The organism is Pseudomonas sp. GW822-FHT03F04 (assembly GCF_058801405.1).
The window spans coordinates 78804-103726 of the sequence record NZ_JBXANF010000014.1 but is presented as its reverse complement, the minus strand read 5'-3'; the positions used below and the strand labels follow the sequence as shown (position 1 = coordinate 103726).

The 24923-nt window shown below is 62.2% G+C and carries 22 protein-coding genes; 11 read left to right on the top strand and 11 right to left on the bottom strand.

Features of this window, described 5'->3' with window-relative positions; genetic code table 11:
• Window positions 1–57 precede the first annotated feature (57 nt).
• Genes AC1RMX_RS27450 through AC1RMX_RS27435 form a run of 4 tightly spaced genes read left to right on the top strand, consistent with a single transcriptional unit; the run spans window position 58 to window position 4293 of the window.
• Complete coding sequence (locus tag AC1RMX_RS27450; RefSeq protein ID WP_493073621.1) at window positions 58–1110, top strand: agmatine deiminase family protein; 1053 nt, start codon at window positions 58–60, stop codon at window positions 1108–1110.
• Window positions 1111–1113: 3 nt separating this feature from the next.
• Entirely contained in the window at window positions 1114–2022 is a 909-nt protein-coding gene (gene aguB / locus AC1RMX_RS27445; protein ID WP_493073620.1) for an N-carbamoylputrescine amidase, read from the top strand.
• A 1-nt stretch (window position 2023) separates the two neighbouring features.
• Entirely contained in the window at window positions 2024–3127 is a 1104-nt protein-coding gene (locus AC1RMX_RS27440; RefSeq protein WP_493073618.1) for an extracellular solute-binding protein, read from the top strand.
• A gap of 47 nt (window positions 3128–3174) precedes the next feature.
• The gene (locus AC1RMX_RS27435) at window positions 3175–4293 is read left to right on the top strand and encodes an agmatine deiminase family protein (RefSeq protein WP_493073617.1); all 1119 of its coding nucleotides are present in this window, start codon (window positions 3175–3177) and stop codon (window positions 4291–4293) included.
• Window positions 4294–4302: 9 nt separating this feature from the next.
• Here the strand turns inward: AC1RMX_RS27435 and AC1RMX_RS27430 are convergent, their stop codons facing one another.
• The 4 genes from AC1RMX_RS27430 to AC1RMX_RS27415 form a co-directional block, all read right to left on the bottom strand.
• Window positions 4303–4965 (bottom strand): glutathione S-transferase family protein, encoded by a 663-nt coding sequence (locus AC1RMX_RS27430; RefSeq protein WP_493073616.1) that lies wholly within the window; start codon window positions 4963–4965, stop codon window positions 4303–4305.
• Between the two features lie 105 nt (window positions 4966–5070).
• On the bottom strand, window positions 5071–5433 hold the full coding sequence (locus tag AC1RMX_RS27425) for a hypothetical protein (protein WP_493073615.1): 363 nt from the start codon (window positions 5431–5433) through the stop codon (window positions 5071–5073).
• Between the two features lie 17 nt (window positions 5434–5450).
• The gene (locus tag AC1RMX_RS27420) at window positions 5451–5957 is read right to left on the bottom strand and encodes a PaaI family thioesterase (protein WP_096821663.1); all 507 of its coding nucleotides are present in this window, start codon (window positions 5955–5957) and stop codon (window positions 5451–5453) included.
• 70 nt (window positions 5958–6027) lie between these two features.
• Window positions 6028–6864 (bottom strand): SDR family oxidoreductase, encoded by an 837-nt coding sequence (locus AC1RMX_RS27415; protein ID WP_493073613.1) that lies wholly within the window; start codon window positions 6862–6864, stop codon window positions 6028–6030.
• Between the two features lie 112 nt (window positions 6865–6976).
• Here AC1RMX_RS27415 and AC1RMX_RS27410 point away from each other — a divergent pair, with 112 nt between their 5' ends.
• Window positions 6977–7882 carry a LysR family transcriptional regulator gene (locus tag AC1RMX_RS27410; RefSeq protein WP_493073612.1) on the top strand — a complete coding sequence of 302 codons (906 nt, stop codon included), beginning with the start codon at window positions 6977–6979 and terminating at the stop codon, window positions 7880–7882.
• 39 nt (window positions 7883–7921) lie between these two features.
• Here the strand turns inward: AC1RMX_RS27410 and AC1RMX_RS27405 are convergent, their stop codons facing one another.
• Window positions 7922–8191 carry a FecR/PupR family sigma factor regulator gene (locus AC1RMX_RS27405; protein ID WP_096821666.1) on the bottom strand — a complete coding sequence of 90 codons (270 nt, stop codon included), beginning with the start codon at window positions 8189–8191 and terminating at the stop codon, window positions 7922–7924.
• 214 nt (window positions 8192–8405) lie between these two features.
• Here AC1RMX_RS27405 and AC1RMX_RS27400 point away from each other — a divergent pair, with 214 nt between their 5' ends.
• Entirely contained in the window at window positions 8406–10316 is a 1911-nt protein-coding gene (locus tag AC1RMX_RS27400) for a tyrosine-protein phosphatase (protein WP_493073611.1), read from the top strand.
• A gap of 30 nt (window positions 10317–10346) precedes the next feature.
• On the opposite strand, the gene AC1RMX_RS27395 is transcribed toward AC1RMX_RS27400, so the two are convergent.
• On the bottom strand, window positions 10347–11273 hold the full coding sequence (locus tag AC1RMX_RS27395; protein WP_493073609.1) for a helix-turn-helix transcriptional regulator: 927 nt from the start codon (window positions 11271–11273) through the stop codon (window positions 10347–10349).
• Window positions 11274–11403: 130 nt separating this feature from the next.
• Window positions 11404–12309, bottom strand: coding sequence for a LysR family transcriptional regulator (locus AC1RMX_RS27390; protein WP_096821669.1), 906 nt, complete (start codon window positions 12307–12309; stop codon window positions 11404–11406).
• Window positions 12310–12414: 105 nt separating this feature from the next.
• Between AC1RMX_RS27390 and AC1RMX_RS27385 the strand changes: the two genes are divergently transcribed.
• The 3 genes from AC1RMX_RS27385 to AC1RMX_RS27375 are packed head-to-tail and all read left to right on the top strand — an operon-like array spanning window position 12415 to window position 16652.
• Entirely contained in the window at window positions 12415–14142 is a 1728-nt protein-coding gene (locus AC1RMX_RS27385) for an amidohydrolase (RefSeq protein WP_493073608.1), read from the top strand.
• A gap of 41 nt (window positions 14143–14183) precedes the next feature.
• Window positions 14184–15257 (top strand): C45 family autoproteolytic acyltransferase/hydrolase, encoded by a 1074-nt coding sequence (locus AC1RMX_RS27380; protein WP_493073607.1) that lies wholly within the window; start codon window positions 14184–14186, stop codon window positions 15255–15257.
• A gap of 48 nt (window positions 15258–15305) precedes the next feature.
• Window positions 15306–16652 (top strand): MFS transporter, encoded by a 1347-nt coding sequence (locus AC1RMX_RS27375; protein ID WP_493073605.1) that lies wholly within the window; start codon window positions 15306–15308, stop codon window positions 16650–16652.
• Window positions 16653–16697: 45 nt separating this feature from the next.
• Here the strand turns inward: AC1RMX_RS27375 and AC1RMX_RS27370 are convergent, their stop codons facing one another.
• Together AC1RMX_RS27370 and AC1RMX_RS27365 are read right to left on the bottom strand one after the other, a co-directional pair.
• The gene (locus AC1RMX_RS27370; RefSeq protein WP_192560664.1) at window positions 16698–18374 is read right to left on the bottom strand and encodes an MFS transporter; all 1677 of its coding nucleotides are present in this window, start codon (window positions 18372–18374) and stop codon (window positions 16698–16700) included.
• A gap of 228 nt (window positions 18375–18602) precedes the next feature.
• Window positions 18603–18986 (bottom strand): DUF6124 family protein, encoded by a 384-nt coding sequence (locus tag AC1RMX_RS27365; RefSeq protein ID WP_493073604.1) that lies wholly within the window; start codon window positions 18984–18986, stop codon window positions 18603–18605.
• A gap of 507 nt (window positions 18987–19493) precedes the next feature.
• On the opposite strand from AC1RMX_RS27365, the gene AC1RMX_RS27360 reads away from it, so the two are divergent.
• Window positions 19494–19874 carry a RidA family protein gene (locus tag AC1RMX_RS27360; RefSeq protein WP_007955413.1) on the top strand — a complete coding sequence of 127 codons (381 nt, stop codon included), beginning with the start codon at window positions 19494–19496 and terminating at the stop codon, window positions 19872–19874.
• Window positions 19875–19999: 125 nt separating this feature from the next.
• The gene (locus AC1RMX_RS27355) at window positions 20000–21988 is read left to right on the top strand and encodes a peptidase U32 family protein (protein WP_474734869.1); all 1989 of its coding nucleotides are present in this window, start codon (window positions 20000–20002) and stop codon (window positions 21986–21988) included.
• A gap of 60 nt (window positions 21989–22048) precedes the next feature.
• On the opposite strand, the gene AC1RMX_RS27350 is transcribed toward AC1RMX_RS27355, so the two are convergent.
• Both AC1RMX_RS27350 and AC1RMX_RS27345 read right to left on the bottom strand, forming a co-directional pair.
• Entirely contained in the window at window positions 22049–23359 is a 1311-nt protein-coding gene (locus AC1RMX_RS27350) for an MFS transporter (RefSeq protein WP_493073603.1), read from the bottom strand.
• A gap of 286 nt (window positions 23360–23645) precedes the next feature.
• Complete coding sequence (locus tag AC1RMX_RS27345) at window positions 23646–24881, bottom strand: aromatic ring-hydroxylating oxygenase subunit alpha (protein ID WP_493073601.1); 1236 nt, start codon at window positions 24879–24881, stop codon at window positions 23646–23648.
• Between the last annotated feature and the right edge of the window lie 42 nt (window positions 24882–24923).

The window sequence follows — 24923 nt, the reverse complement described above, 5'->3', positions numbered from 1 at the left end:
ACGCCGCCAAGGCTGTTTTCATTGAACACAATGGCTTAACTCAAAGGGCTTTTTACCATGCAGCAGAACAAAAACAACAACAACGGTTGGATGATGCCGGCAGAGTGGGTAACGCACGCCGCGACCTGGATGGTCTGGCCACACAATCAGGCCCTGTGGGAGTCGGGCTGGCGCGTGACCTTGCCGTTGGTGCAGGAAGATTTCGCCCGGGTCGCCAATGCTATCGCCCGGTTCGAGCCAGTGAAAATGGTCGTCGATCCATCGGCCATCGCCAGCGCCAAAGCCTTGTGCGGGCCGAACATCGAACTGATTCCGCTGGCAGTCAACGACAGCTGGTGCCGCGACTCCGGCCCAAGTTTCGTCGTGCATCCGGAGCAAGGTCTGGCCGGTGTGAGCTGGCGTTTCAACGCCTGGGGCGGCAAATCGGCCCACGATCTGGACGAAAGCCTGGCCCGCCGCGTGCTCAATCACCTGGGCGGCGAGTGCTTCGGCACGGCGCTGAGCAACGAGGGCGGCGCGATCCACGTGGACGGCGAGGGTACGCTGATCACCACCGAATCGGTGCTGCTCAACCCCAACCGCAACCCCGGCGTTAGCAAAGCCGAGATGGAAGAGATCTTCAGTCGCCTGCTCGGCGTGAAGAAAACCATCTGGCTGCCGGGCGATCCGGATTACGTCACCGGCGACATGACCGACGGCCACGTCGATGGCGTCTGTGCCTTCGCTCGCCCTGGTGTGTTGCTGGTGGACGCCACCCATGATCGCAGCTCGGTGTACGCCGAAGTGGTGCGGGAAAACCGTCGCGCACTGGAACTGGCCACCGACGCCCAGGGCCGCAAATTCGAGCTGATCGAGCTGTATGAAGCCACCGATGCGGTGGACACCGAAGCCGAAGTGTTCTGCGCCTCGTACACCAACTTCTACATCGCCAACGGCGCGATCATCATGCCGGCGTACGGCATCGAGGCCGACCATGTCGCGGCAGAAACGCTGGCCAAGGCGTTCCCGGGACGTGAAGTGGTGCCGGTGCAGATCAATCATCTGGCCCACGGTGGCGGCGGTGTGCATTGCATCACCCAGCAACAGCCAGCCTGGCCGGTGGAGGGTTGATCGATGACGATGCTGAAAGTCGCTACTACCCAGATGCCGTGCATCTGGGATCTGAAAAGTAACCTCGATCGCGCCGAGCAGTTGGTGCGCGAAGCGGCCGCACAGGGCGCACAAGTGATCCTGTTGCAGGAGTTGTTCGCCACGCCGTATTTCTGCATCGAACAGAGCCACCATCACATGGCGCTGGCCGAGGAGTTTCGCGACAGTCAGGTGCTGTCGCGCTTCGCCGCGCTGGCCCGTGAGCTCGGCGTGGTGCTGCCGCTGAGCTGGTACGAGAAGGCCGGCAATGCCTACTTCAACTCCCTGAGCGTGGCGGATGCCGACGGGCGCCTGTTGGGCGTGTACCGCAAGACCCATATTCCCAACGCCATCGGTTATCAGGAGAAGGAATACTTCAGCCCCGGCGACACCGGTTTCAAGGTCTGGGACACCGCGTTCGGTCGTCTGGGCGTTGGTATCTGCTGGGATCAGTGGTTCCCGGAGACCGCTCGCTGCCTGGCCTTGATGGGCGCCGAAGTGCTGCTGTTCCCTACAGCCATTGGCTCGGAACCGGGCTGCGCGGATCTGGATTCGCGGGACCACTGGCAGATGACCATGCGCGGCCACGCCGCTGCGAATCTGCTGCCAGTGATCGCCTCCAACCGCGTTGGCCGTGAAGTGGCGGGCACCGATGCTGCGCTGCAAATGAATTTCTACGGCTCGTCGTTCATCTGCAACCACAAGGGAAAAATGCTCGCCGAAGCCGACCGCGCCAGCACTGGTGTGCTGGTGCAAAGCCTCGATCTGGCAGCCATGCGTGAAGATCGCTTGAGCTGGGGCATCTACCGCGACCGTCGCCCGGAAATGTACGGCGCGTTGTTGAGTCAGGACGGCCGTCACCTTCACGCCCGCTGGAATCCTCAAGGAGTCTGATATGCACACCTCACACAAGTGGTTGCTGGGCGCTCTGGGTCTGGCGCTGGCTGGTTTGATGCCGGCCGTGCACGCCGAAGACAAGACCCTGCGGCTGTACAACTGGGCGGATTATTTCGCCGAAGACACGCTGACAAAGTTCACCGCCGAAACCGGGATCAAGGTGATCTACGACGTGATGGACGGCAGCGAAACCCTGGAAGCCAAGATGCTCTCCGGTGGCAGCGGCTATGACTTGATCTTCCCCGGCGACACCGTGGCCGAACGGCTGATGCGTGCCGGCAGCCTGTTGCCGCTGGATCCTTCGAAGGTCACGGCGATGAACGACATCGAGCCGGGCCTGCAAAAGCTGCGCAGTCATTACGAGCATTCGAACAAGGCCACGGTGCCGTACACCTGGGGCACCATCGGCCTGACCTACAACGCCGAGCAGATCAAGCAGCGCATGGCCGACGCCCCGGTCAACAGCCTCGACATGCTGTTCAAACCGGAACTGGCCGCCAAGTTTGCCGATTGCGGGATTTCGATGATCGACTCGCCGGACGAAGTGCTGGCCGTGGTGCTCAATTATCTGGGCCGCGACCCGCGCAGCGCCAAGCCTGCGGATCTGGCGGCGGCCAGTGACTTGCTGATGAAGCTGCGGCCGTATATCCGCAAGTTCCAGTCGCAACCGGTGACCGATCTGGTCAACGGCAACCTGTGCCTGTCCCTCGGCTACAGCGGCGACATGACCCAGGCCCAGCGCACCTCGGACAGTGCCGGCAAACAGACCCGCTTCCAGTACCGCGTTCCCCGCGAGGGCACCACGGTGTGGATGGACACCATGGCCATTCCGGTCGATGCCAAACACCCGGAGTACGCCTACGCGTTCATCAACTTCGTGATGCGCCCGGAGAACATGGCCGCGATCAGCAATTTCACCGGTTACCCGACCTCCAACGCCAAGGCCCGGCCAAACGTGGATGAGGCGATGCGCAATAACCCGGACATCTACCTCGACGAAGCGACCTATGCTCGTCTGATACCGGGCAAGGACATTCCCCAGGCCGACATGCGCGCCCGCATGCGCACCTGGACCAAGTTCAAGACCGCCACTGCAAAGTGATTTTTCCGGGCCGCTTCGGCGGCCCCTTACACATCAGGAACGTACACATGCCGACTCGTCGCGAGTTCATCAAACAGGTTTCAGTCGCCGCCGGCGTAGGCGCTGCCGTCATGGGCCTCGGCCTGTCCCCGGCGCGGGTGCTGGCGGCCAGCGAAGGTCGCTGGTTCATGCCCGACGAGGGCGACAAACACGAACGCGCCTACATGGCCTTCGGCGCGCAGGACGCGATCTGGGAAGACTTCACCGAAGACGTCCAGGAAGCGCTGGGCCGGATCGCCCGCGCCATCGCCCGTTACGAGCCGCTGACCATTTACTGCCGCAGCAGCGAACGCAGCCTGGCCGAAGAGATTTGCGGCACGTCCAACATCACCTACCAGATCGCCAACCTCGACGACATCTGGATGCGTGACATCAGCGCCAACTTCGTCATCGATGACAAAAGCGGCCTCGGCGCGGTGGACTTCAATTTCAGCGGCTGGGGCAACAAGCAGCAGCACTCCAAAGACGCGAAAATCGCCCAACGAGTGGCGCAAGACGCGCAAGCGACCTACATCCGCAGCGAACTGGTGGGCGAGGGCGGCGGCATTGAGGTCGATGGCCACGGCACCGGGATCATGACCGAAAGCTGCTGGGTCAACAGCAACCGCAACCCCGGCTGGAGCAAGGCTGATGTCGAGGCGGAACTGAAGGCACGCCTGGGCCTGCGCAAAATCATCTGGCTGCCGGGCATCAAGGACAAGGACATCACCGATGCCCACGTCGATTTCTACGCACGCTTCGTCAAGCCCGGCGTGGTGATCGCCAACCTCGACACCGACCCGAAGTCCTACGACAACAAGGTCACGCTGGCGCACCTGGAAATCCTGAAAAAGGCCACCGACGCCGACGGTCGTCCGTTGCAGATCCACACCGTGTCGCCACCGCTGAAACCGCGCAAGACCAAGTTCAACAAGAACAACGACGACTTCGCGGCCGGTTACATCAACTACTTCGTCATCAACGGCGCGGTCATCACCCCGGAGTTCGGCGACAAGGACGCCGACAAAAAGGCCTTCGACCTGCTCAAACAGCTCTACCCGAACCGCGACGTGGTGCAGATCAACATCGACGCCATCGCGGCCGGTGGTGGCGGGATTCACTGCGTGACCAGTCACCAGCCGGCGTAAGGGCCGCGTTCAGCGAAACCGTGGGGGAATCGCCTCGGCAAAGGGATAAAAGTCAAACCACGGTTTGGCTTCTTCAAGGACCTGTTTGAAAGCGGGGCGCTGAACCAGCCGCTCGAAATAGGCATTCAAGTGGCCATGGTCGCCGGGGAACGGCACCAGCGTGCTGGCGTAAAACAGGGCCGGGCTCGCGGAGCAATCGGCCATGCTGAAGTCCGGGCTGGCGATCCACTGACGGGTCGCCAACTGACGTTCGAGCATGCCGTACGCGGTGTTCAGCAGGGTGCGCTGGCTGGTCAGGTCGCCGCGTCGGTCGTGAATCCGGTCGGCGACGATCTGCGACATCGGCGTCATCACGTAGTTGTCGAAAAACCGGTCCCAGAGGCGAACTTGCAGGGCCGTGTCCCAATCGTCGGGGATCAGCCTACCGGCTCCGGCATGGTGGTGATCCAGATACTCGATGATCACGCTGGACTCCGGCACGCTGCGCTGGCGGGCACGATCATGCAGCACCGGGAATTTGACCAGCGGCCACAGAGCCCGCAGCTCAGCGCGCTCGGCTTCGCTGGACAGGTCGATGACACGCTTGTCGAACGCGGTGCCGTGTTCGTAAAGGGCGATCAACACCTTGTGGCAGTAGGACGACAACGGATGGTAATAGAGGGTCAAGTCCATGGTTCAACGCCTCGCGCTGGTGGTGAAAAGCACTACACAGGTATAGCGCGCCTGCGCACGGCCATGCATTTGATTTCCACCAGCAGCCCCGAACGCTGAATCGGGTCACTTCGCGCGAAAGTACCGGATCAGGTTGACCGATTTTGTGAACACCGCGTAAGCCACCGCTGCGATCATGAGTCCGGCCACGGCCGGGCCGACCGCATTGAGGCCGGTAATGAGCAGCATGTAGAGCGACAGCATCAGTATCAGCACGACATAACTGGCGAGTGTCTGTCTAAAGAACGCCAACAGCAGCGGGATGAATGCCACTGCCACCGAGTGGATGGCCACCGCCTGCAAAATCTCGATTATCAGATACGAGAAAGCATCTTCGCCGCTTGCTTGCGTGGCGATCAGCCAGGATTCGTTCATCAGCCAATTCAGGCCGCCAACCACCATCAGGCTGATGACGACAATCAGCGCCATGTTTTTTGCTCGGCTACTCATTGGTCTTCATTGCGCCCATGAGCGGCCGCCGCCAGTTGTTCGGTATCCACCCGAACAAACACCGAATCACCCACCGCCGTCAGCACCTCCCCGGCGTACACCTCGCAGATCACCCGGCTCTTGCGCCCGACTTCGCCTTCTACTCTGGCCTTCAACGTCAGCGGCACGCCCATCGGCGTCGGCTTGATGAACTTGATGCCGAGGTTGCCGGTGACGCAGTTGATCCGTGGCAGGCTTTCGGCCTCGCGATTTTCCGCGCGGTAGTGGTAAGCCATTGCGGTCCAGTTGGAGTGGCAGTCCACCAGCATCGCGATCAGGCCGCCGTAGACCAGCTCTGGCCAGCCGCAGTATTTGGCTTCGGGGATGTGCTCGGCCATGACGTGCACGCCGTCCTCATGCCAGAAACTCTTGATGTGCAAGCCGTGCGGGTTGCTGCTGCCGCAGCCGAAGCAGACGCCGTCGGGGGCGGCGGTGTCTTGCAGGGAAGTGTCGAGGGTGGACATGCCGGGGTCATCCTTAAACTGTTAGCCGAACCGGGCGGATTCTAACCCCGAATAAAGGATGAAGCGTGATTTAGTCCGGCGCCAGATCCCCATACCAGTAGGCCGCCGTGACACCACCATCCATGAGGAAGTCGCTGCCGGTGATGAACGTGCCCTCGGGTCCCATGAGCAATGCGCCGACGGCCGCCACTTCATCCGGTGTGCCGCCACGCCCGGCGGCGCTGCGTTCGATCATGCGCCGGTAGCCTTCACCGCGCGGGCCGCTCAACTCATCCCGGGCCAGTGGCGTGAAGATGATGCCCGGGCTGATCGTATTGACCCGTGCACCCCGTTTACCCCACCGCACGGCCTCGGCCATGACCCGCAGCGAGTTGCCGCGTTTGGAGACTTGATAGGCGTGCAACGGGTCGCTGATGCGCTCGGCCGACAGCATCGGCAACGCCAGCAGTTCCTCGGTCGGTGTCGTGGCCAGCGCCTTGTTCTGTTCAGCGCTCAGCGCCGGCAAGCGGTGACCGGATTGCGAGGCAATCACGATGGCCGAACCACCGGCAGCGATGACCTGGCCAAACTCTTCCAGTACGACGGCCGTGCCGTACAGGTCGACGCGCAAAATGGTTGCGGCTGACGCTTGCGAAGGCGAGACCCCGGCCGCTTGGATCACCCCGCTGATGTCACCGAGGGCGGTAGCGGTCTGGACCAGCGCTTGCACCGAGGCGCGAGAGGCGACGTCCACCACGGTGGTGGTCACGTCGAAACCTGCATCGAGCAAGACCTTTGCTGCTGCATCGGCGTTTTCCTGCTTGAGATCGGCCAGCACTACATGCTTGCCGGCACTGACGCGCCGGGCAATCGCCTGGCCGATGGCGCCTGCACCGATCACCACGATCACTTTCGCTGAATTGTTCATGGGTTCATCTCACGTGAGAGCCGGATTCCCGACGAGGTGAACGACTCTATATTGCTGCTGATTGCTCAACAATATAGGGTTGGCTGCATGCCTTAGTGAGGGATTTTCATCAATGTTGCGCGCAGATTTGCCGGGCCTTACCGCCTTCATCGCCATTGCCGAACAGCGCAGTTTCAGTGGTGCAGCGCGGGTATTGGGAGTGTCTTCGTCGGCGCTCAGCCATTCGATGCGCAACCTGGAGGCGCGCCTGGAAATGCGCCTGTTCAACCGCACGACGCGCTCGGTGTCGCTGACCGAGGCGGGGGAGCAGTTGCTTAACGGAGTGCGGCCGTTGATGAATGATCTGGCGAACGTGGTCAACGAGGTTACATCTGCCCGGATCAGCCCTTCAGGGTCGATCCGCATCAGCGCGTCGGAGTCGTCGATCCGGCCGCTGATTCGCCACGTGGTTCCTGAGTTCATTGCCCGCTATCCGAACATCCACATCGAGTTCGTGGCCGACGCTGCGCTGCAAGACATTGTCGGCGACGGTTTTGACGCCGGCATCCGGCTGATCGATGACGTGCCACGCGACATGATCGCCATTCGCTTCGGGCCGGACGTGTGTTTCGCTGCCGTGGCTTCGCCGGACTACCTTCAACAGCATCCGGCGCCACAAGCGCCGCAGGATCTCAAGGCCCATCGCTGCATTCGCTTTCGCTTCACCGGTGGTGGTCTGTTTCGCTGGGAATTCAAACAGGGCGAACAAAGCGTCAGCCTGGATGTGGAAGGTCAGTTGACGATGGACAACCTCAACTTGATGGTCGAGGCCGCGCTGGCCGGTGCGGGAATCGCCTGGGTGCCGCAGTCACTGGTGGCGGAGGCAATGCAGGCCGGGCGGTTGGTTCGTTTGCTGGAGCAATGGAGTCCGAATTATTCCGGGCTATGTCTGTATTACCCGTCTAACCGTCATCCGCCCACCGCGCTGCGGTTGTTCGCTCAGGCCGTGCGGGACTGGGCGAGCCAGGGTGTGTCGTAGCTTTGCGTCAGATCAACAACCCCGGCGTATCGCGGCGCATCAGTTGCGCTGCGCCAGGTTGCGTTGAAACTCTTCGAAGCTGCACGGCAGCGTCGTGGCCTTGCGCTTTTTCGACTTGTCGCGCTCGTCCGGCAGTTGATCGCTGAGCTCCCAGACCTCGAGCATCTTCGCGTACTCGAAGGCGTGGCGCGGGTCGGTCTGAATCCAGTGCTGGAATTCCAGGCGCTCGTCAGGCGTGCAGGTTTCGTCTTGCAGGCGCAGGCACCAGTGCGCCGCTTGCGTCAGGATTTCTTCGTCTGCGTCGTTCATTGACGGTTCCCAGGATGGCCGAAGCGAGCAATTTACGTGGCGTCTTGCAAAAAAAACGTCAAAGCACGGTGAGGATTTAGTCCGTGTCGCGGACAGAACGCGCGCCCGCCGGACAGATCGCGCCGCCATTTACGCTTTTCGAAGATTTGCCATATTCAGTCACATTGCGTTGTAGATAGTGGGCAGCCCAACCGGTTTCCAATGAGGCTGCATCGTGTTTCCACGTCTTCTGTGTTCGCTGTCCGTGTTGAGTCTGTCCATCGCCGCCGCCCACGCGGCCGACCTTGATACCCCGCGCCTGAAGGGCATCGACAACTTCCGCGATATCGCCGGTATCACCACGGCCTACTCAACGACCCACGACGGCACGATGCGCGCCGGTGTGTTCTACCGCTCCAACGCGCTGACGCCGACGGCGTCGGACCTGGCGACCCTCAACGGTCTGGGCATCAAGGCCGTTTACGACTTGCGCACCCCCAGCGAAATCGCCGGCACGCCGGACACGATGATCAGCGGCGCGACTTACCAGAACATCGACATCATCGGCGCCACCACCTCGGGTGCGAACATCACCACCGTCTCGTTCAAAAGCGCGGCCGATGCGGTTGCGATGATGCAGGAGACCAACCGTGCGTTTGTCAGCGACGCCGGCATGCGCGGTCAGCTCAATGTGCTGTTCAACGAACTGGCCGGCGTCGACGGTGCCGCGCTGTTCCATTGCACCGCCGGCAAGGACCGCACCGGCTGGACGGCGGCCGTGCTGCAAAGCATCGCCGGGGTCGACAACGCCACGATCATGAGCAACTACCTGGCGACCAACGATTACACCGCCACCCGTGTGGCCAAGACCCTGGCGATGATGCCGCCGAGCATGGCCGCGATCTACGCGCCGCTGCTGGGCGTGGAGGCGAGTTACCTGCAAGCCGGCCTGGATCAGGTGACCGCGCAATACGGCAGCATGGACAACTACCTCAAACAGGGGTTGGGTCTGTCTCAGGAAACCATTTACGTGCTGCGCGGCAAAATGGTCGAGTACAACAGTCTGCCCGGTCAGGCAGGGCTGATCGGCAACGCCGCGGCTGGCGCGCAACTGTTGCAGGAGTTGCAGAACAGCAAGCTGTCGGGCACCTACAGCGCCTACAACTACTACCTGCAATCGGCAATCGACGCCGGCACCCTCGGAGGCGTCGAATCCACCGTCGGCGGTCAAGTACACGCCGATGCGGCGAGTTACCTGCTGCGTCAAAACGCGATGATCGAGCAAGCCGCCGCGCCATTCGCCAGCGGTTCCGATCTCAAAGTCGGCCAGTACCGGTTGTGGAGCACCGCGCTCGCCGGCTACCTGGGCACCGACGGTTCGGCCCATGCGCAAAGCAGCAATGAACACAGTCAGGGCCTGATGGTCGGCGTCACCCAACGCTTCTCCGAGCAACTCAGCGCGCGCGGCGGCATCGGTTACAGCAAAGGCACTGTCGGCGGGGCGGGTGGCGAGGTCGATACCGATTTCACCTTCTTCGACCTTGGCGCTCGTTACGGCATCACCAGCCTGGAGCGTGGCCTATTTGTCGATGCCAACATCAGCGCCGGTTACGTCGATTACGACAGCAAGCGCGACCTCGGCGGTGGCCTCGGTTCGGCGAAGGGCGACACCCATGGCAATCTCAGTGGCGCCACCCTGGCGCTGGGTTATCGGATGCCGATGAACAGCGTGATTCTGGAGCCAAGCCTCGGCCTGCGCGTCAGTCGTCTGGATCTGTCGGGCTTCCAGGAGAAGGGCAGCGAACTGGCCCTCGACGTTGATGGCATCCAGCAAACCCGGCGCAGCGCCGTGGCCAATCTCGACGTCTCGTTTGCCCCGATGCCCATGGGCGCGTGGCAGCTGGTGCCGGGTGTGCGGGTCGGTTATGAGCGGGTGCTCGGCGATCATCAGGTCGACAGCGAAGGGCACCTGCTGGGGCTGGATATCGAACAACGCGCGGCGTTCGACAACCGCGATCAGTTCAGCGGCGGCGTCAACCTGATGGCCAACCTCGGCGCGCTGAGCCTGGGCGCCGAAGTCGGTGCCAGCGGCGGGGGCGACAGCCACGGCTTCAGCGGCGGGCTCAAGGCCAGTTATCAGTTCTGATCAACCTGAAGGTGAAGAAAAAGGACTGCCTCAGCGCAGTCCTTTTCGCATTTCTGCGGGGCTCACGCCGTAGGCATCCTGAAAATACTGGCAGAACCGGCCGACGTTGCTGAATCCGTATTGCAGGGCCACATCGGTCACCGAAGACGATTGGCCGTGCTTCAGTGCTTCGCAGGCCCGCTCCAGCCTGACCTGGCGCTGGTACGCGACAATCGACGTCCCGACGAACCGCCGGAAGCCTTCCTGCAAGGCACGCAGGCTGACGTTCACCAGTCCTGCCAGATCCGTCCCGCTGACCAGTTGCTCGGGATGCGCCTGAATGTATTCGATGGCCTGCTTCACATGTCGAGGTGCAATCGATGCCTCGGGGCGGCGCAAGGCTTCGCTGAAGTTGTGCGGCCAGGCTTCCAGTACCGCGTCCACCAGCATCTCCCGCAGGCGTGACGGCATCAGCGAACCGGCGTTCAACAACAGATCGAACTCGGTGCCGGTGGCCAGATCGATCAGCGCGCGAATACCCTGAAACGCAGGGCTGCCGAGGTCCACCCTCGGCTCGAAGTGCAGCTTGTGCACGATCGGTCGGCCCAACAGCGACGACAGCCGTTCGGTGAGCGCTGCGCGGCTGATCGACATACCGTGCTGGGCATGATTGTCGACGAAGCGCATCGAGCGCAGGTCCGCCTTGTCGATGGCCAGCCCGATGTGCGGCAGGCCCAGGGATTCGGCCGAGTCGTTGAAGATGATCCGGCCGGCAGTGGGAATCACAAAGGTGATTTCATCGTAGGGCTCGGGGAACGCCACGGTGAAATCACCCCGGTAATGCATGCGCCGGAAACTGACCCCGTCGTGCCGCCCGTAGACGCCGCCGATGATGATGTCCTTGGGCGGTGGCGGTGTGTCGCCATAACGATTGCCGAACATGCGGGAAAACAGCGCGCCGAAGTCGTCGCAGGACATGTCAGCGGATCTGAGGATGATGGTCTGGCGCGTCGGGCTTGAGTACACCGGGAGGGTCACCTTGGCAGTCGGGGCAAAGAGGCGCGAGGACGTTAGCAACCGTGAATGACAGCGACATGACACAAATGGATTACGCCGCTTGCCAATGCGCCTTCAGGAAATCGATGAACACCTTCACCTTGCGCGTATTGCGCCGATGGGCCTGGTACAGCACGTAGATCCAAGGGCCGAAGGCGCTGGGTTCACGCCAGTATTCGGGCATCAGTTCCACCAGTTCGCCCCGGGCGAGATACGGCGCGGCGCTCCACTGCGGGAGAAATTGCAGGCCCTGGCCGTCGAGCAGACAAGCCAGCAGGAAATCGTAATTGTCACTGGCAATGCGTGGCGTCGGCTGGGTCATGCGCAGGCGTCGCTCGCCCTGTTTGACCCACCAGAAATGCCGGTTGAGCAACGGATGACGGAAGATCAGCCAGTCGTGCTGGTGATAGTTGTCCAGTGACACATCGCTGCCCTTGCGCGCCAGATAGGCCGGGCTGGCGCAGAGCTGTACGCGGTTTTCCACCAGCGGTTGAGCGATCACTCCCGGCAGATCGATCGGCCCGTCACGCAGCGCAAGGTCGTAGCTGCCATCGACCGGGTCGTCGTAGTTGTCGCTCAGATCCACTTCGAGATTCACCTGCGGGTGCTCGTTCAGGAAGCGACAGCACACCTGATTGAGAAAGGCCGGGGCGAAGGAGGGCGGGGCGATGATGCGCAACTCGCCGCGCAATTCGTGCTTGAGCTGTTCGACACCTTCGCTCGCCAGTTGCAGTTGCAACAGCGCCTGACGCGCGCCTTCCAGATAGATCCGCCCGGCCTCGGTCAGCGCCATGCGTCGTGTCGTGCGGTCGAACAAGCGGCTGCCGAGTTCCTCTTCCAGTTGCGCCACGGCCTTGGTCAGGGCCGATGGCGTGTTGCCGAGCACCTCGGCGGCACGGCTGAAATTACCGTGTTCGGCGGTGGCGACGAACATGGTCAGGGCGCTCATTTTGTCCATTGATCTATTCCTGATGGGCACAGAAGTTGTGCGTGAGACGGCATTCAGTTATCCGGCGGGCTTGGCTAATCTGGCCTCAGCCTAACAAAAATAACGAGAACGCTCATGAAGCAGCTTCTGACCCTGATGGTGTCGTCCGCACTGGCTTGTGCCTCGCTGGAAAGTCTGGCGGCCACCGACCTGATCCTGCATAACGCGAAAATCTACACCGCCGAACCCGGCCAGCCGTTGCAGCAGGCTGTTGCCATCGAAGGTGACAAGGTCGTGGCGGTCGGCTCGGATGCGCAGGTGCTGCGCCTCAAGACTGCCGATACCCGGCTGATCGATCTGGGCGGCAAAGTGGTGATGCCCGGTTTCATCGACTCCCATTCCCACACGATCAAGGGCGGCTTGCAGATGCTTCAGGCCAATCTCGATGGGCAGATGCTGCCGCTCGATGAACTGGAATCGCGCTTGCGCCAATGGCGCGAAGACGGCAAGGCCCGGCGCGGCGAATTCCTCAGCGTCGGCGGATTGCCCTCGACCTACTGGAACCAGACCGACGCGCTGGAGAAACGTTTCAATCAGGGCGAGTGGGCTGATCAGCCGCTGTTGCTGCTGGGCTGGGACCTGCACACCGGCTGGGCGAATCGGGCGATGCTCAAGCGCGCCGGCATCGATGCGGCGCGCATTCAGGCCCTCAAGCCCGAAGAGAAAGACACCCTCGGTCATCACCCAAACGGACAGCCGAACGGTTTTATGGTGGACGCCGGGCTCTACCCGGTGCAGGCCCTGTTGCCGCCGCCGACCGATGAAGCGCTGCTGGCGGGCGGTCGTGCGGCGCTGGATTACTACAAGAGTCTGGGCATCACCGGGTGGATGGACCCGCTGGCCAACGAACTGCCCGGCGCCGATGTGAAAAACGACTCGCTGGGCGTGCTGCCGACGTACAAGAAGCTTTCGGAACACGGCGAACTCACCGCCCACGTCGCCGCGTTGCTGATGGCCGATTCGAAGGCCACACCCGCCGACCTCGATGAGCTGGACAAGGTCCGCCAACAGTTCCTCGGCGTGCACAACCTGACGCTGCCGGGCATCAAGGTGTTCGCGGACGGCGTGGCCGAATCGCCCGCGCAAAGCGCAGCCATGCTTGAGCCTTACAAGAACTCGAAAAAGTCCGGCGAGTTGCTGATCGATCCGGCGCACTTTGGCGAACTGGTCAGCGCCGCCGACGCCCGTGGCTGGCTGGTGCATATCCACGCCATCGGCGACCGTGCGGTGCGCGAATCACTCAATGGCATCGAGCAGGCGCGCAAGGATCGCCAGAGCGGCATCGCTCATTCGATCACCCATTTGCAGATGGTCAACCCGAAAGAATTCGCCCGGTTCAAGGCGCTGAACGTCATCGCCTCGATGCAGATGTACTGGGCCAGTGCCGATGAATCGAGCATGGATCTGGTCAAGCCCTACGTCAGCGCCATGGCCTTCATGTACACCTATCCGGCGCGCTCGCTGCTCAAGCAGGGCGCCACCATCGCCGGCGCCAGCGACTGGCCGATCACAACGCCCGAGCCGTGGAAAGCCATTTACCAGGCCGTCAGCCGCAAGGGCCCGAAAGGCGTGCTCAACGCCGCCGAAGACATCGATCGCCAGGTCATGTTCCAGGCCTACACCCTCAATGCCGCCAAGGTCCTGCGCCTGGAAGACAGCATCGGCTCACTCAAACCCGGCAAACAGGCCGACCTGATCGTGCTCGACCGCGATGTGTTCACGGTCGCCCCCGAAGCCCTGCGCGACACCCAGGTGCTCAACACCTTTTTCGCCGGCCGCGAAATCTATCGCCGCCAGCCGTAAGCCGCATTCCGATTACAACACCAAAATAAGGAAAACCTTTCGTGAACCTTCATTGCTTCGTCACCGACACTCGCAACCCGCAAACCCGTGGGCACCAGATCGGTGACGCGTTCAGCGCGCAGATTCGCCAGACCGTTGCGCTGTACCTGGACTTCTTCAATCAGCTCGACATCCCGCCGCAGCAAGTGCGCGCCATCGGAGAAGCCAGCCTGAAAGCCCTGGAAGACTGGAGCCCGGCACTGGCCGAGGAAATCGTCGCCATGGCCGAAGGCGCGGATCTGCCGCTGTGGCAGCTTGCGGCCCTGAATGCCCGCACCGAAATCCTTGCCGTTATGCCATCGACTGAAGGCGAATGCTCGACGGCGGTCTTCGCCCCCCAGGGCTCGGCGGCACCAAAAACGATTCAGACCTGGGACTGGCACGACACGCTGGTACCCAACGGCCTGATCCTGCAACTCACCACCGACGCCGGGATGACCGTCAAGCTGTTCACCGAATTCGGCATGCTCGGCAAGATCGGCGTGAACAGTGCCGGGCTCGGGCTGCACTTCAACATTCTTCACCATGCCAGCGACAACGGCGCCGCCGGTGTACCGGTGCATGCGATTGCGCGACGGATTCTGGAGCAGGCGCGCAGCGTCGATGAAGCCATCGAACTGGCGCGCTCGGCACGGGTCAGCGCGTCCACGGTGTTGACGGTGTTCTCCCGCGCCGACTCGACCCTTCGTGCCGCCAGCATCGAGCTGTCGCCAGCCGCCACAGCCGTGGTGTTGCCGAACGCCGAAGGCTGGATCACCCACACCAACCATTTCCTCGATCCGAGCCTGAGCGCTGGCGAACGCACGCCGGACGCCTCGACCACCTACGCCCGCATCGACCATGTGAACGCCTTGCTGAGCGGCATGACCGAGGGCGACCTGATACTTCGGGCCGATGCCATGTGCGGCGCGGCCGGCGAGGAAGCACCGATCTGCTTCCGCCCCGATCTGAGCATGCCGGCCACCGAGCGTTGGGAAACCTTGCTGACCATTGGCATCGACACCGAACTGGGCGTCCTCGAATACGCCGCCGGCAACCCGAAACAGTTGGCCAGAAACGGTTACCAGCGTTTCTGAAACCCTGAAGCAACGCCCCGAAAAACAACAACAAGAGGAGCACCCCATATGGCCAGTCACCCTGAACGCACGGCGGGTTCACCGTCGGCGCTGAGAACCTTCTTCGTCTCCGGCATGGGCACCGCCCTGGAGTTCTATGACTTCGTGATCTACGGAACCGCCGCCGCGCTGGTGTTCCCGAAGGTGTTTTTCCCGCAGATGGACCCGCTCACCGCGACGCTCGTTGCCTTTGGCGCGTTCGGCGCGGGGTTCTTCGCGCGGCCGTTGGGCGGCATGGTGTTCGGGCACTACGGTGACAAACTCGGCCGCCAGAAAATGCTGGTCATCACCTTGTTGTTGATGGGGCTCAGCACGTTTCTGATCGGGTGCCTGCCGGGCTACGCGTCAATCGGTTTGGGCGCGCCGGCGTTGCTGGTGTTGTTGCGGCTGGTGCAGGGCTTTGCGGCGGGAGGCGAGTGGGGCGGGGCGGCGCTGTTCGGCATCGAGTCGGCACCCGTGGGGCGTCGAGGGCTGTGGGGCAGTTTCACCAGCATGGGCATCGGCATCGGCGGGATTCTCGGCTCGGCGGTGTTCGCTGTGGTCAGTGTGGCGGCGAACGATGACCTTGCCGATTTTGCTTGGCGCATTCCGTTCTGGCTGGGCGGTGTGCTGGTGCTGGTCGGGCTGTATGCGCGGTTACAGAAACCGGCGCAGTCACTCAACGAACCGAACGTCCACGGGCGCATGCCGTTGATTGAAGCGTTGCGTGCGCGACCTCGGGCCATGTTGCTGTGCACCGGCATCGCGTTTGGCTACGTGACCATCGCCTACATCGGCAGCACGTTCTTCCTGTCCTACGCCACGCAGTTGGGTTATGGCAGCACCGATGCGCTGATTTTCGACATCGCGCTGTCGGTCGCCATTGTCATCACCGCGCCGCTGTTTGCCTTGCTTTCCGACCGCATCGGCCGGCGCAAGGTGATGATCCTGGGGGCGTTCATCATGGCGGCCGGGTTCTTCATGTTCTTCCCGTTGGTGGGCCTGAAAAGTCTGTTGATCTCCACACTCGCCTACATCGTGATCGGTGCGTTCATGGGCGCAACGCAAGGGCCGATCCCGGCGTTTCTGGCCGAGCAATTTCCACGGGACATGCGTTATTCAGGGATGTCGGCGGCGTACCAGATCGGTGCCGCGCTGGGAGGCGGGACGGCATCGAGTGTGGCCACGGCCATTCTGATCGCCAACAACCACGACGCGTTTGGCGTAGCAGTTTACGGCGCGGTGGCGTTGGGGATCGTGGCGGTCTGCTCGTTCTTCCTCAAGGAAACCGCGCACTTGAGCCTGGAAGAAATCGATGCGTCAGTGACGGCTGCTTCGACAATCCCGCCTGCCGTGCAACGCTGGGAAACACGGTGAGGCTGGCGCCGCCCCTTCTTTGCAGAAGCGGGCGGCGCTCTATCCTCAGGTGTGATGGATGTCCCGATCCTTGGTTTCCGGCATGAAGAAGATGCCGAGAATCGCCGTCATCACTGCGATGACAATCGGGTACCACAGGCCGTAATAGATATCCCCGGTGGCCGCGACCATGGCGAACGCCACGGTCGGCAGGAACCCGCCGAACCAGCCGTTGCCGATGTGATAGGGCAGCGACATCGAGGTGTAGCGGATGCGCGCCGGGAACAGCTCAACCAGCCATGCCGCAATCGGGCCGTAAACCATGGTCACGTAGATCACCAGCACGGTCAGCAGGAGCAGCACCATCGGGTAATTGGTCTTGGCCGGGTCGGCTTTTTCCGGGTAACCGGCCTCTTTCAACGCGGTGCCGAGGCTGGCGGTGAAGGCGTCGTTGCGGGTCTTGAAGTCGGCGGCTGGCATGGCGGTGCCTTCGAAACTTTCGATGACTTTGTCGCCGATACGCACCTGAGCCACGGTGCCCGGTTCCGCCACCACGTTTTCGTACGGAATCGCCCGTTTGGCCAGGATGGTCTTCGCCAGATCGCAGGAACTGGTGAATTTGGCCTTGCCTACCGGATCGAACTGGAACGAGCACTGGTCAGGGTTGGCGACCACTTTGACCGGGTTCTTTTCCTGGGCGACGAATACGTCAGGGTTACCGTACTGGGTCAGCGCGTGGAAGATCGGGAAGTACGTCACCGCCGCCAGAATGCACCCGGCCATGATGATGCCTTTGCGCCCGATTCGGTCGGACAGGCTGCCGAAAATCACGAAAAACGGCGTGCCGATCAGCAGCGAACCGGCGATCAGCAGGTTGGCGGTTTGCGGGTCGATCTTCAGTGTTTGCAGCAGGAAAAACAGCGCGTAGAACTGCCCGGTGTACCAGACCACCGCTTGCCCTGCGGTGCCGCCAAGCAGCGCCATGATCACGATTTTCAGGTTGTCCCAACGGGCGAAGGATTCGGTCAGCGGCGCTTTCGAGGACTTGCCTTCGGCCTTCATCTTCATGAACACCGGCGACTCGTTCAGTTGCAGACGGATGTACACCGACACCGCCAGCAGCAGGATCGACAGCAGGAACGGAATCCGCCAGCCCCAGGCCTCGAACGCCTCGGTGCCCAGCGCGGTGCGGCAGGCCAGAATCACCAGCAGCGACAGAAACAGCCCCAGCGTCGCCGTCGTCTGAATCCAAGACGTGAAATACCCGCGCTTGCCCTTCGGCGCATGCTCTGCGACATAGGTCGCCGCGCCACCGTATTCACCGCCCAGCGCCAGACCTTGCAACAATCGCAGGGTGATCAGAATGATCGGCGCCGCGACCCCGATGGTCGCGTAACCCGGCAGGAACCCCACAATCGCCGTCGACACCCCCATGATCACTATCGTGATCAGAAACGTGTGCTTGCGCCCGATCATGTCACCCAACCGCCCGAATACCACCGCACCAAACGGCCGCACCGCAAAACCGGCGGCGAAGGCGAGCAGGGCGAAAATGAAGGCCGTGGTCTCGTTGACCCCGGCGAAGAAGTGCTTGGCGATGATCGCGGCGAGCGAGCCGTAGAGGTAGAAGTCGTACCACTCGAACACCGTGCCGAGGGAGGAGGCGAAGATGACCTTGCGCTCCTCTCGGCTGACGCTGTGGTGCGGGGCACTGCCGGTGGACATGCTGTCGAGTACTGCCATGGGTGTTCTCCGTCGTGCTTGTTGTTGTAGGCCGGAGCACCTAACAGTGTTGCTGTACCCGTGGCCTGGGGGTGTTGCGCTTCACCGGGTGGGTGGCGCGCGGACAGACTGACGGCCTCGCAGATTGGGCGAGGTTCTATTGAGCATAATTGGGTTTGGGGGGATATCCAGTTGCGAAGAGCTATCAAACAACTCGGTGACGGCGGGGGGAGACCCCGCCGCTGGGTATTACTCGGTCGGTACGACCTTATCCAGAACCTGATTCACCGCCAGTTCCGCCAACATCACGACCTGCGCAATACCCTGCGCGGTCTTGCGGTGGGGGCCCTGGAGGAGGTCGGCGAAGTTGTTGAGCATGACGTTGGCCGAGCCTAGGGTTTCGACGGCGTCGACCAGCAGGGATTCGTTGTTGCTGGCCGGGTTGGCCTGGTAGAGCCGATTGGGGGAGTAGGGCGCGGCCATCATGTGGGCTGAGATCGGGCCGAGGTGGTAGTCGAGGGCGCGGTTGGCGGCTTCGTTGAATCTCTTGGAGTCAGGGCATTCGTAGGGGGAAGTCGGGTCGGTGATGCTGGCCGGTTCGGTGACTGGTGGATTTGGAGTCGGTTTGAACATGGTGGGTAACCTCTAATTGAGGCCGCGACCATATCGCTGCTAAACGAATGGAGGCAGCTGTGCGCAAGTTAGCAGACCGGCCAAAGTCACCCAAAAAACCGGCGCGTCCGAGGACGCCATGCGCACAGCCACCATCAAATACAGGTCATGACCTGATTGGATAATGCACGTGCAGCTTTGGGTGAAATACTCCGGGCTGCTAAACCCGATCACTGCGAATCAGTGACCCGATCCAAGTTACCGGCCGACCCCAAGGCGCACAAGCCGGCGGATTCTGGCGTAGCCGTAGGCTCTGGCGCAAGGATTTGTGGGCAATTGCGCGTAACTCCAGGTGTCTTTAAACACACGCATCGAAACCTGTTTATCAGCCAACAAAACACGCTGAAACATCCGTCAGAAATCACCCCGAAAACCGCCATGTCTTCAAACCCGCCGCCGTGTCTGTAAACTGGCCGCCCGAAACGGCGCGCGATGGCGCCGTCCTCACTGCCAGCGAAGGACTTTCCCATGGCCAACCAAGACATCACCTACACCCCGGATCCGGATGCAGACTCGATCTCTTCGGACGTGACCGAATTCAACGGCATCCTGATGTCGACCCAGATTCCGACCCGTGCCGACGGCAGCCTGGAACTGGGCGACGTCACTGCGCAAAGCGAATGCACGTTGCAGGCGCTGAAAGTCGCACTGGAAAAGGCCGGCAGTTCGATGGACCGCGTGCTGCACCTGACCATCTACCTGACCGACATGGCTGACCGCGCCGCATTCAACGAGGTGTACAAGCGCTACTTCGCCAAGCCTTGGCCGGTGCGCGCAGCGGTTGGCGTGGCGGCGCTGGCGGTTGAAGGGATGAAGGTGGAAGTGACTGCAATGGCCGCCAAGGCCTGAGTTTGCGGTTCGGTATGGCAACTCTGCCCTGAGCAGGGCTGCCACCCGGCAGCACAGGCGTGCCGGCCACGCGTTTCGCGGCTACAATGCGCGCCTCGACCGTGACAGCCTGACTAAAAAAACATATGTCCTTGCCCAAACATCACCTGGAACTGCTCAGCCCCGCCCGTGACGTGGCCATCGCCCGCGAGGCCATCCTGCATGGCGCCGACGCGGTGTACATCGGCGGCCCGAGCTTCGGGGCGCGCCACAACGCGTGCAACGAGGTGAGCGAAATCGCCGAACTGGTGGAATTTGCCCGTCGCTATCACGCGCGCATCTTCACCACCATCAACACCATCCTGCACGACAACGAACTGGAGCCGGCGCGCAAGCTGATCCATCAGTTGTACGACGCCGGCGTCGATGCGCTGATCGTCCAGGACCTGGGCGTGATGGAGCTGGACATTCCACCCATCGAGCTGCACGCCAGCACCCAGACCGACATCCGCACCCTTGAGCGGGCCAAGTTCCTCGATCAGGCCGGTTTCTCGCAACTGGTACTGGCCCGTGAACTGAACCTCAAGGAAATCCGCGCGATCGCCGATGAAACCGATGCCGCCATCGAGTTCTTCATTCACGGCGCGTTGTGCGTGGCGTTTTCCGGCCAGTGCAACATTTCCCACGCGCAGACCGGGCGCAGTGCCAACCGTGGCGACTGCTCCCAGGCCTGCCGTCTGCCGTACACCCTGAAAGACGAAAAGGGTGGCGTGATCGCCTACGAAAAACACCTGCTGTCGATGAAGGACAACAACCAGAGCGCCAACATCCGCGCACTGGTCGAGGCCGGTGTGCGTTCGTTCAAGATCGAAGGTCGCTACAAGGACATGGGCTATGTGAAGAACATCACCGCCTATTACCGTCAGCGCCTCGACGACGTGCTCAACGACCGTCCGGATCTGGCCCGCGCCTCTAGCGGCCGTACCGCGCATTTCTTCATGCCGGACCCGGAAAAGACCTTCCACCGTGGCAGCACCGACTACTTCGTCAGCGAGCGCAAGATCGACATCGGCGCGTTCGATTCGCCGACCTTCACCGGTCTGGCGGTGGGCACGGTCGAGAAAGTCGGCAAGCGTGACATGCAAGTCATCACCCACGAGCCACTGTCCAACGGCGACGGCCTCAACGTGCTGGTCAAGCGCGAAGTGGTGGGTTTCCGCGCCAACATCGCCGAAGCCAAAGGCGAGTTCGAGGAAGAAGGCGAGAAGCGCTACCGCTACCGCGTCGAGCCGAACGAAATGCCGGAAGGCCTGTACAAGCTGCGCCCGAACCATCCGCTGAACCGCAACCTCGACCACAACTGGCAGCAGGCCTTGCTCAAGACTTCTGCCGAGCGTCGTATCGGCGTGAGCTGGCTGGCGAAGCTGCGTGAAGAACGTCTGGAACTGACCGTCACCAGCGAAGAGGGCATCAGTGCCAGCGTTGCGCTGGAAGGCCCGTTCGGCGTCGCCAACAAACCGGAACAGGCGCTGGACACCTTGCACGACCTGCTCGGTCAACTCGGCACCACCGAGTACCACGCGACCTCGATCAAACTCGATGCGCCACAAGCGTTCTTCATCCCGAACTCGCAGCTCAAGTCGTTGCGCCGCGAAGTGATCGAAGCGCTGACCGCCGCCCGTGTTGCCGCCCACCCGCGCGGTGGACGCAAGGCTGAAACCACGCCACCGCCGGTGTACCCGGAGGCGCACCTGTCGTTCCTGGCCAACGTCTACAACCAGAAGGCTCGCGACTTCTACCACCGCCACGGTGTGAAGCTGATCGACGCCGCGTACGAAGCACACGAAGAGGCGGGCGAAGTGCCGGTGATGATCACCAAGCACTGCCTGCGGTTCTCCTTCAATCTGTGCCCGAAACAGGCCAAAGGCGTGACCGGCGTGAAAACCAAAGTCGCGCCGATGCAGCTGATTCACGGCGACGAAGTGCTGACCCTGAAGTTCGACTGCAAACCGTGCGAGATGCACGTGATCGGCAAGATGAAGGGCCACATCCTGAATCTGCCGCAGCCGGGCAGTGTGGTGGGGCATATCAGCCCTGAAGACCTGATGAAGACCATTCCTCGGGCACCGCACTGATTCAAAGGCAATAAAAAACCGGTGACGAAAGTCACCGGTTTTTTTATGCCCGCCAGAAACTCAACTGGCTTCGTAGCGTGATCCCGTTGTCGGCGCCGCTTCGCCACTCAACGCATCGACCATCGGCGGATGCTCCTGCGCGGCCTGACGCAGATCCTCGGTCACCCGCAGCTCGGCGCCGGTCGGCGAGAACGTCGCTGCTGCCGCGAACGGCGCCGGGTTGGCCGGCACCGGACGTTTGCCACGGCGCCAGAAGAAGAACGTCACCATGCTCAGGTTGACCAGCGCGAAGGCCCAGAACAGGCCGCTTCCGCCATGGGCGTTCATCGCGGGCGAAATCAGCAGCGGGCTCATCGCCGAGCCCAGCGAGTTGATCAGCAGCATGCCCTGAATCATCGGCACCAACGTTTCAACCGGCGCACGGTCGGCAGCGTGGCTGACGGCGACCGGGTACAGCGCGAACACGCCGCCGCCCAACAGGAACAGCGTCGCCGCGAGCAGGGCCGAGGACAGCGGCACCAGCACGATCACCAGCGACAGCACGGTGCACGCGGCGCACAGCACGGTCAGCACTTGCAGGCGATCCTTGCGGTCGGACCAGCGCCCGACCGGGTATTGCAGAAGCATCGCGCCGAGGATCGTCCAGGCCATCATGCTGCCGACTTCGCCGACGTTCAGGCCGATGCGTTGCAGGTACAGCGGCAGCAGGGTGTAGATCGCCGCGATGGTCACGCCGGAGCCGAAGCAGCCGACCAGCCCGGTCGGTGATACGCCCAGCAGTGCCCGTGGCTTGAGCGGTTCGACCTGTTCCAGCAATGGCGACACCCGCGGCAGGATCACGATCGGCAGCACCGACAACGTCGCCAGCATGCCGGCCACCATGAACGGTGCGGTATCGCCCAGGCCGGTGATTTTCCCCAGCGTGGCCTGGCCGAGCACGCCGGCGCCGTAAAGGACGATCATGTACAGCGCCAGCAGACGCCCGCGAATCTTCGCGTCGCCGGCCAGCAGCAGCCAGCTCTCGATCACCAGAAACACGCCGACCGTGGCCCAGCCGTTGATCAGGCGCAGGACGACCCAGCCCCAGGTGTCATAAAACAGCCCTTGCAGCAGGATGGTCGCGGCGATCAGCGAGGCGAAGCTGCTGTAGGCACGAATGTGGCCGATGCGCAGAATCAGCCGGTCGTTGAAGATCGCGCCCAACGTCAGGCCGATGAAGTAGGCCGAGGAGACGATGCCGATCATCGTCGCCGATTCGCCGGCAGCGCCCAGGCGCAAGGTGGTCAAAGAAGACAGAAAACCGTTGCCCAGCGCAACAATGAACAGCCCGAGCAGGGGCGCCAGCGCCATGGCCAGCAAACGCGGTGTCATAAAAACCTCAAGTGATCGAACAGCGGAACGTGCGCCTCTGCGCATGCGAGTGCCAAGCCGAAGTGTGTTGAAGACAAGCGACCGCCGAACGGGCAGGACGATTGAGCCTGGCGCACTGTGTGAAAGTGGCCGGCTGTTCAAACCTGAGGGTTGTCATGGCTGCGGGCAGGCGCCGGTCGGGCGACTGCAAGAGGAGGCGCGATTTTAAGCCTTGTGTGGCGTTTGCCAAGGTGCCGGGCCTGCGACGCTGGGACGCAGGCCCGGCCGATGTTGCCCCGAATGCCGGTCAGCCCACGGACTTCAACGGAATCGGCCCCTTGAGCCGGTCCGTCATCGTGGCGCAGTACCAGTCATCGAACTGGCAGACGCCGGTCTCCGCTGTTTCCGAGAACGGCCCCGGTTCATAGGACGGAGAGGTCACGCCACGCTGGGTACCTTCGACCAGCGTGCGGTCCTGATCGTTGGTGGCGACCCAGACTCGGGTCAGGCGTTCGAGGTCGTAATCCACACCTTCCACCGCCGTGTCCGGCACCAGCCATTTGGTGGTGACCATGGTTTGCGTGGCGCTGATCGGGAGCACCCGGAAGCTCAGGGCGTGGTCGCCGAGGAAGTGGTTCCAGGTGGACGGGTAGTGGAAGTACAGCAGCGCACCGATGTCCGGTTCGGCGGTCTTGTCCAGACGCCCTGCGACTGCAGGCTTGCCGTCCATGGTGTAGCTGACGGCTCCGGAGGACAGCGGGATGCGGGTCATGCGGTACTGGCCGTTGATGTCCATCACCAGTCGGCTCGGCAGCCCGGCTTTCTCGCAGGTGTTCCAGTAGGCCGTCAGGTGCGGATCATCTTCGCCGCCGGCGCCACCCACGGACGGGTTGTCGACGTAGGATTTCAGCAGTTCGGGGTGGGAGCCGTCGCAGTGGTAGCACTCGCGGTTGTTCTCGAACACCAGTTTCCAGTTGCCGTTCTCGATGATGGTCGACTCGAAAGCCACTTTGCAGTTGTCCAGATAATGCGGGGCAATGAACGGGCTGACGGCCTTGCGAAAGCCTTCGAAGTCCGGCGCCCTGGTGGCGACGCAGACATAGATGTAGCTGTGCACGATTTCGCAGTGCACGGATTTGAGGTTGTACTGCGCCTTGTCGAAATCCGGGCCCATGTTGCCGGCGTACAGCAGGTTGCCGTCCAGCTCGTAAGTCCACTTGTGGTAGGGACAGACCATCTTCGCGACTTTGCCGTGCTCGTGTTCGCAGATCTTGGCGCCGCGATGGCGGCAGGCGTTGTGAAACGCGCGGACTGCGCCGTCCTTGCCGCGCACCACGGCGACCGGGTAATCGCCGATCTGCAGGGTGAAGTACTGGCCGGGCTTGGAAATTTCGAAGGTGTGCCCGGCGAAAATCCAGTCTTTGTGCCAGATCTGTTCGAGGTCCTGGCGGTAGACGTTTTCATCCTTGTAGAGGGCGCCCGGCAGCGAGTGCCAGGGTTTGCGCTGGGCGATCAGGTCAACCACGGTGTCGTTGTTATTCATTGTTATCCTCGTCATGCGCGTAGGGCCGGAACGGGTTCCAGC

Coding starts and splice junctions, on each gene's coding strand:
- AC1RMX_RS27435 (WP_493073617.1), top strand. CDS start 3,175: ATGCCGACTCGTCGCGAGTTCATCAAACAGGTTTCAGTCGCCGCCGGC.
- AC1RMX_RS27390 (WP_096821669.1), bottom strand. CDS start 12,309: ATGGACAAAATGAGCGCCCTGACCATGTTCGTCGCCACCGCCGAACAC.
- AC1RMX_RS27410 (WP_493073612.1), top strand. CDS start 6,977: ATGTTGCGCGCAGATTTGCCGGGCCTTACCGCCTTCATCGCCATTGCC.
- AC1RMX_RS27345 (WP_493073601.1), bottom strand. CDS start 24,881: ATGAATAACAACGACACCGTGGTTGACCTGATCGCCCAGCGCAAACCC.
- AC1RMX_RS27370 (WP_192560664.1), bottom strand. CDS start 18,374: ATGGCAGTACTCGACAGCATGTCCACCGGCAGTGCCCCGCACCACAGC.
- AC1RMX_RS27430 (WP_493073616.1), bottom strand. CDS start 4,965: ATGGACTTGACCCTCTATTACCATCCGTTGTCGTCCTACTGCCACAAG.
- AC1RMX_RS27350 (WP_493073603.1), bottom strand. CDS start 23,359: ATGACACCGCGTTTGCTGGCCATGGCGCTGGCGCCCCTGCTCGGGCTG.
- AC1RMX_RS27425 (WP_493073615.1), bottom strand. CDS start 5,433: ATGGCGCTGATTGTCGTCATCAGCCTGATGGTGGTTGGCGGCCTGAAT.
- AC1RMX_RS27355 (WP_474734869.1), top strand. CDS start 20,000: ATGTCCTTGCCCAAACATCACCTGGAACTGCTCAGCCCCGCCCGTGAC.
- AC1RMX_RS27375 (WP_493073605.1), top strand. CDS start 15,306: ATGGCCAGTCACCCTGAACGCACGGCGGGTTCACCGTCGGCGCTGAGA.
- AC1RMX_RS27405 (WP_096821666.1), bottom strand. CDS start 8,191: ATGAACGACGCAGACGAAGAAATCCTGACGCAAGCGGCGCACTGGTGC.
- AC1RMX_RS27385 (WP_493073608.1), top strand. CDS start 12,415: ATGAAGCAGCTTCTGACCCTGATGGTGTCGTCCGCACTGGCTTGTGCC.
- AC1RMX_RS27360 (WP_007955413.1), top strand. CDS start 19,494: ATGGCCAACCAAGACATCACCTACACCCCGGATCCGGATGCAGACTCG.
- AC1RMX_RS27365 (WP_493073604.1), bottom strand. CDS start 18,986: ATGTTCAAACCGACTCCAAATCCACCAGTCACCGAACCGGCCAGCATC.
- AC1RMX_RS27415 (WP_493073613.1), bottom strand. CDS start 6,864: ATGAACAATTCAGCGAAAGTGATCGTGGTGATCGGTGCAGGCGCCATC.
- AC1RMX_RS27420 (WP_096821663.1), bottom strand. CDS start 5,957: ATGTCCACCCTCGACACTTCCCTGCAAGACACCGCCGCCCCCGACGGC.
- AC1RMX_RS27395 (WP_493073609.1), bottom strand. CDS start 11,273: ATGTCCTGCGACGACTTCGGCGCGCTGTTTTCCCGCATGTTCGGCAAT.
- aguB (WP_493073620.1), top strand. CDS start 1,114: ATGACGATGCTGAAAGTCGCTACTACCCAGATGCCGTGCATCTGGGAT.
- AC1RMX_RS27440 (WP_493073618.1), top strand. CDS start 2,024: ATGCACACCTCACACAAGTGGTTGCTGGGCGCTCTGGGTCTGGCGCTG.
- AC1RMX_RS27450 (WP_493073621.1), top strand. CDS start 58: ATGCAGCAGAACAAAAACAACAACAACGGTTGGATGATGCCGGCAGAG.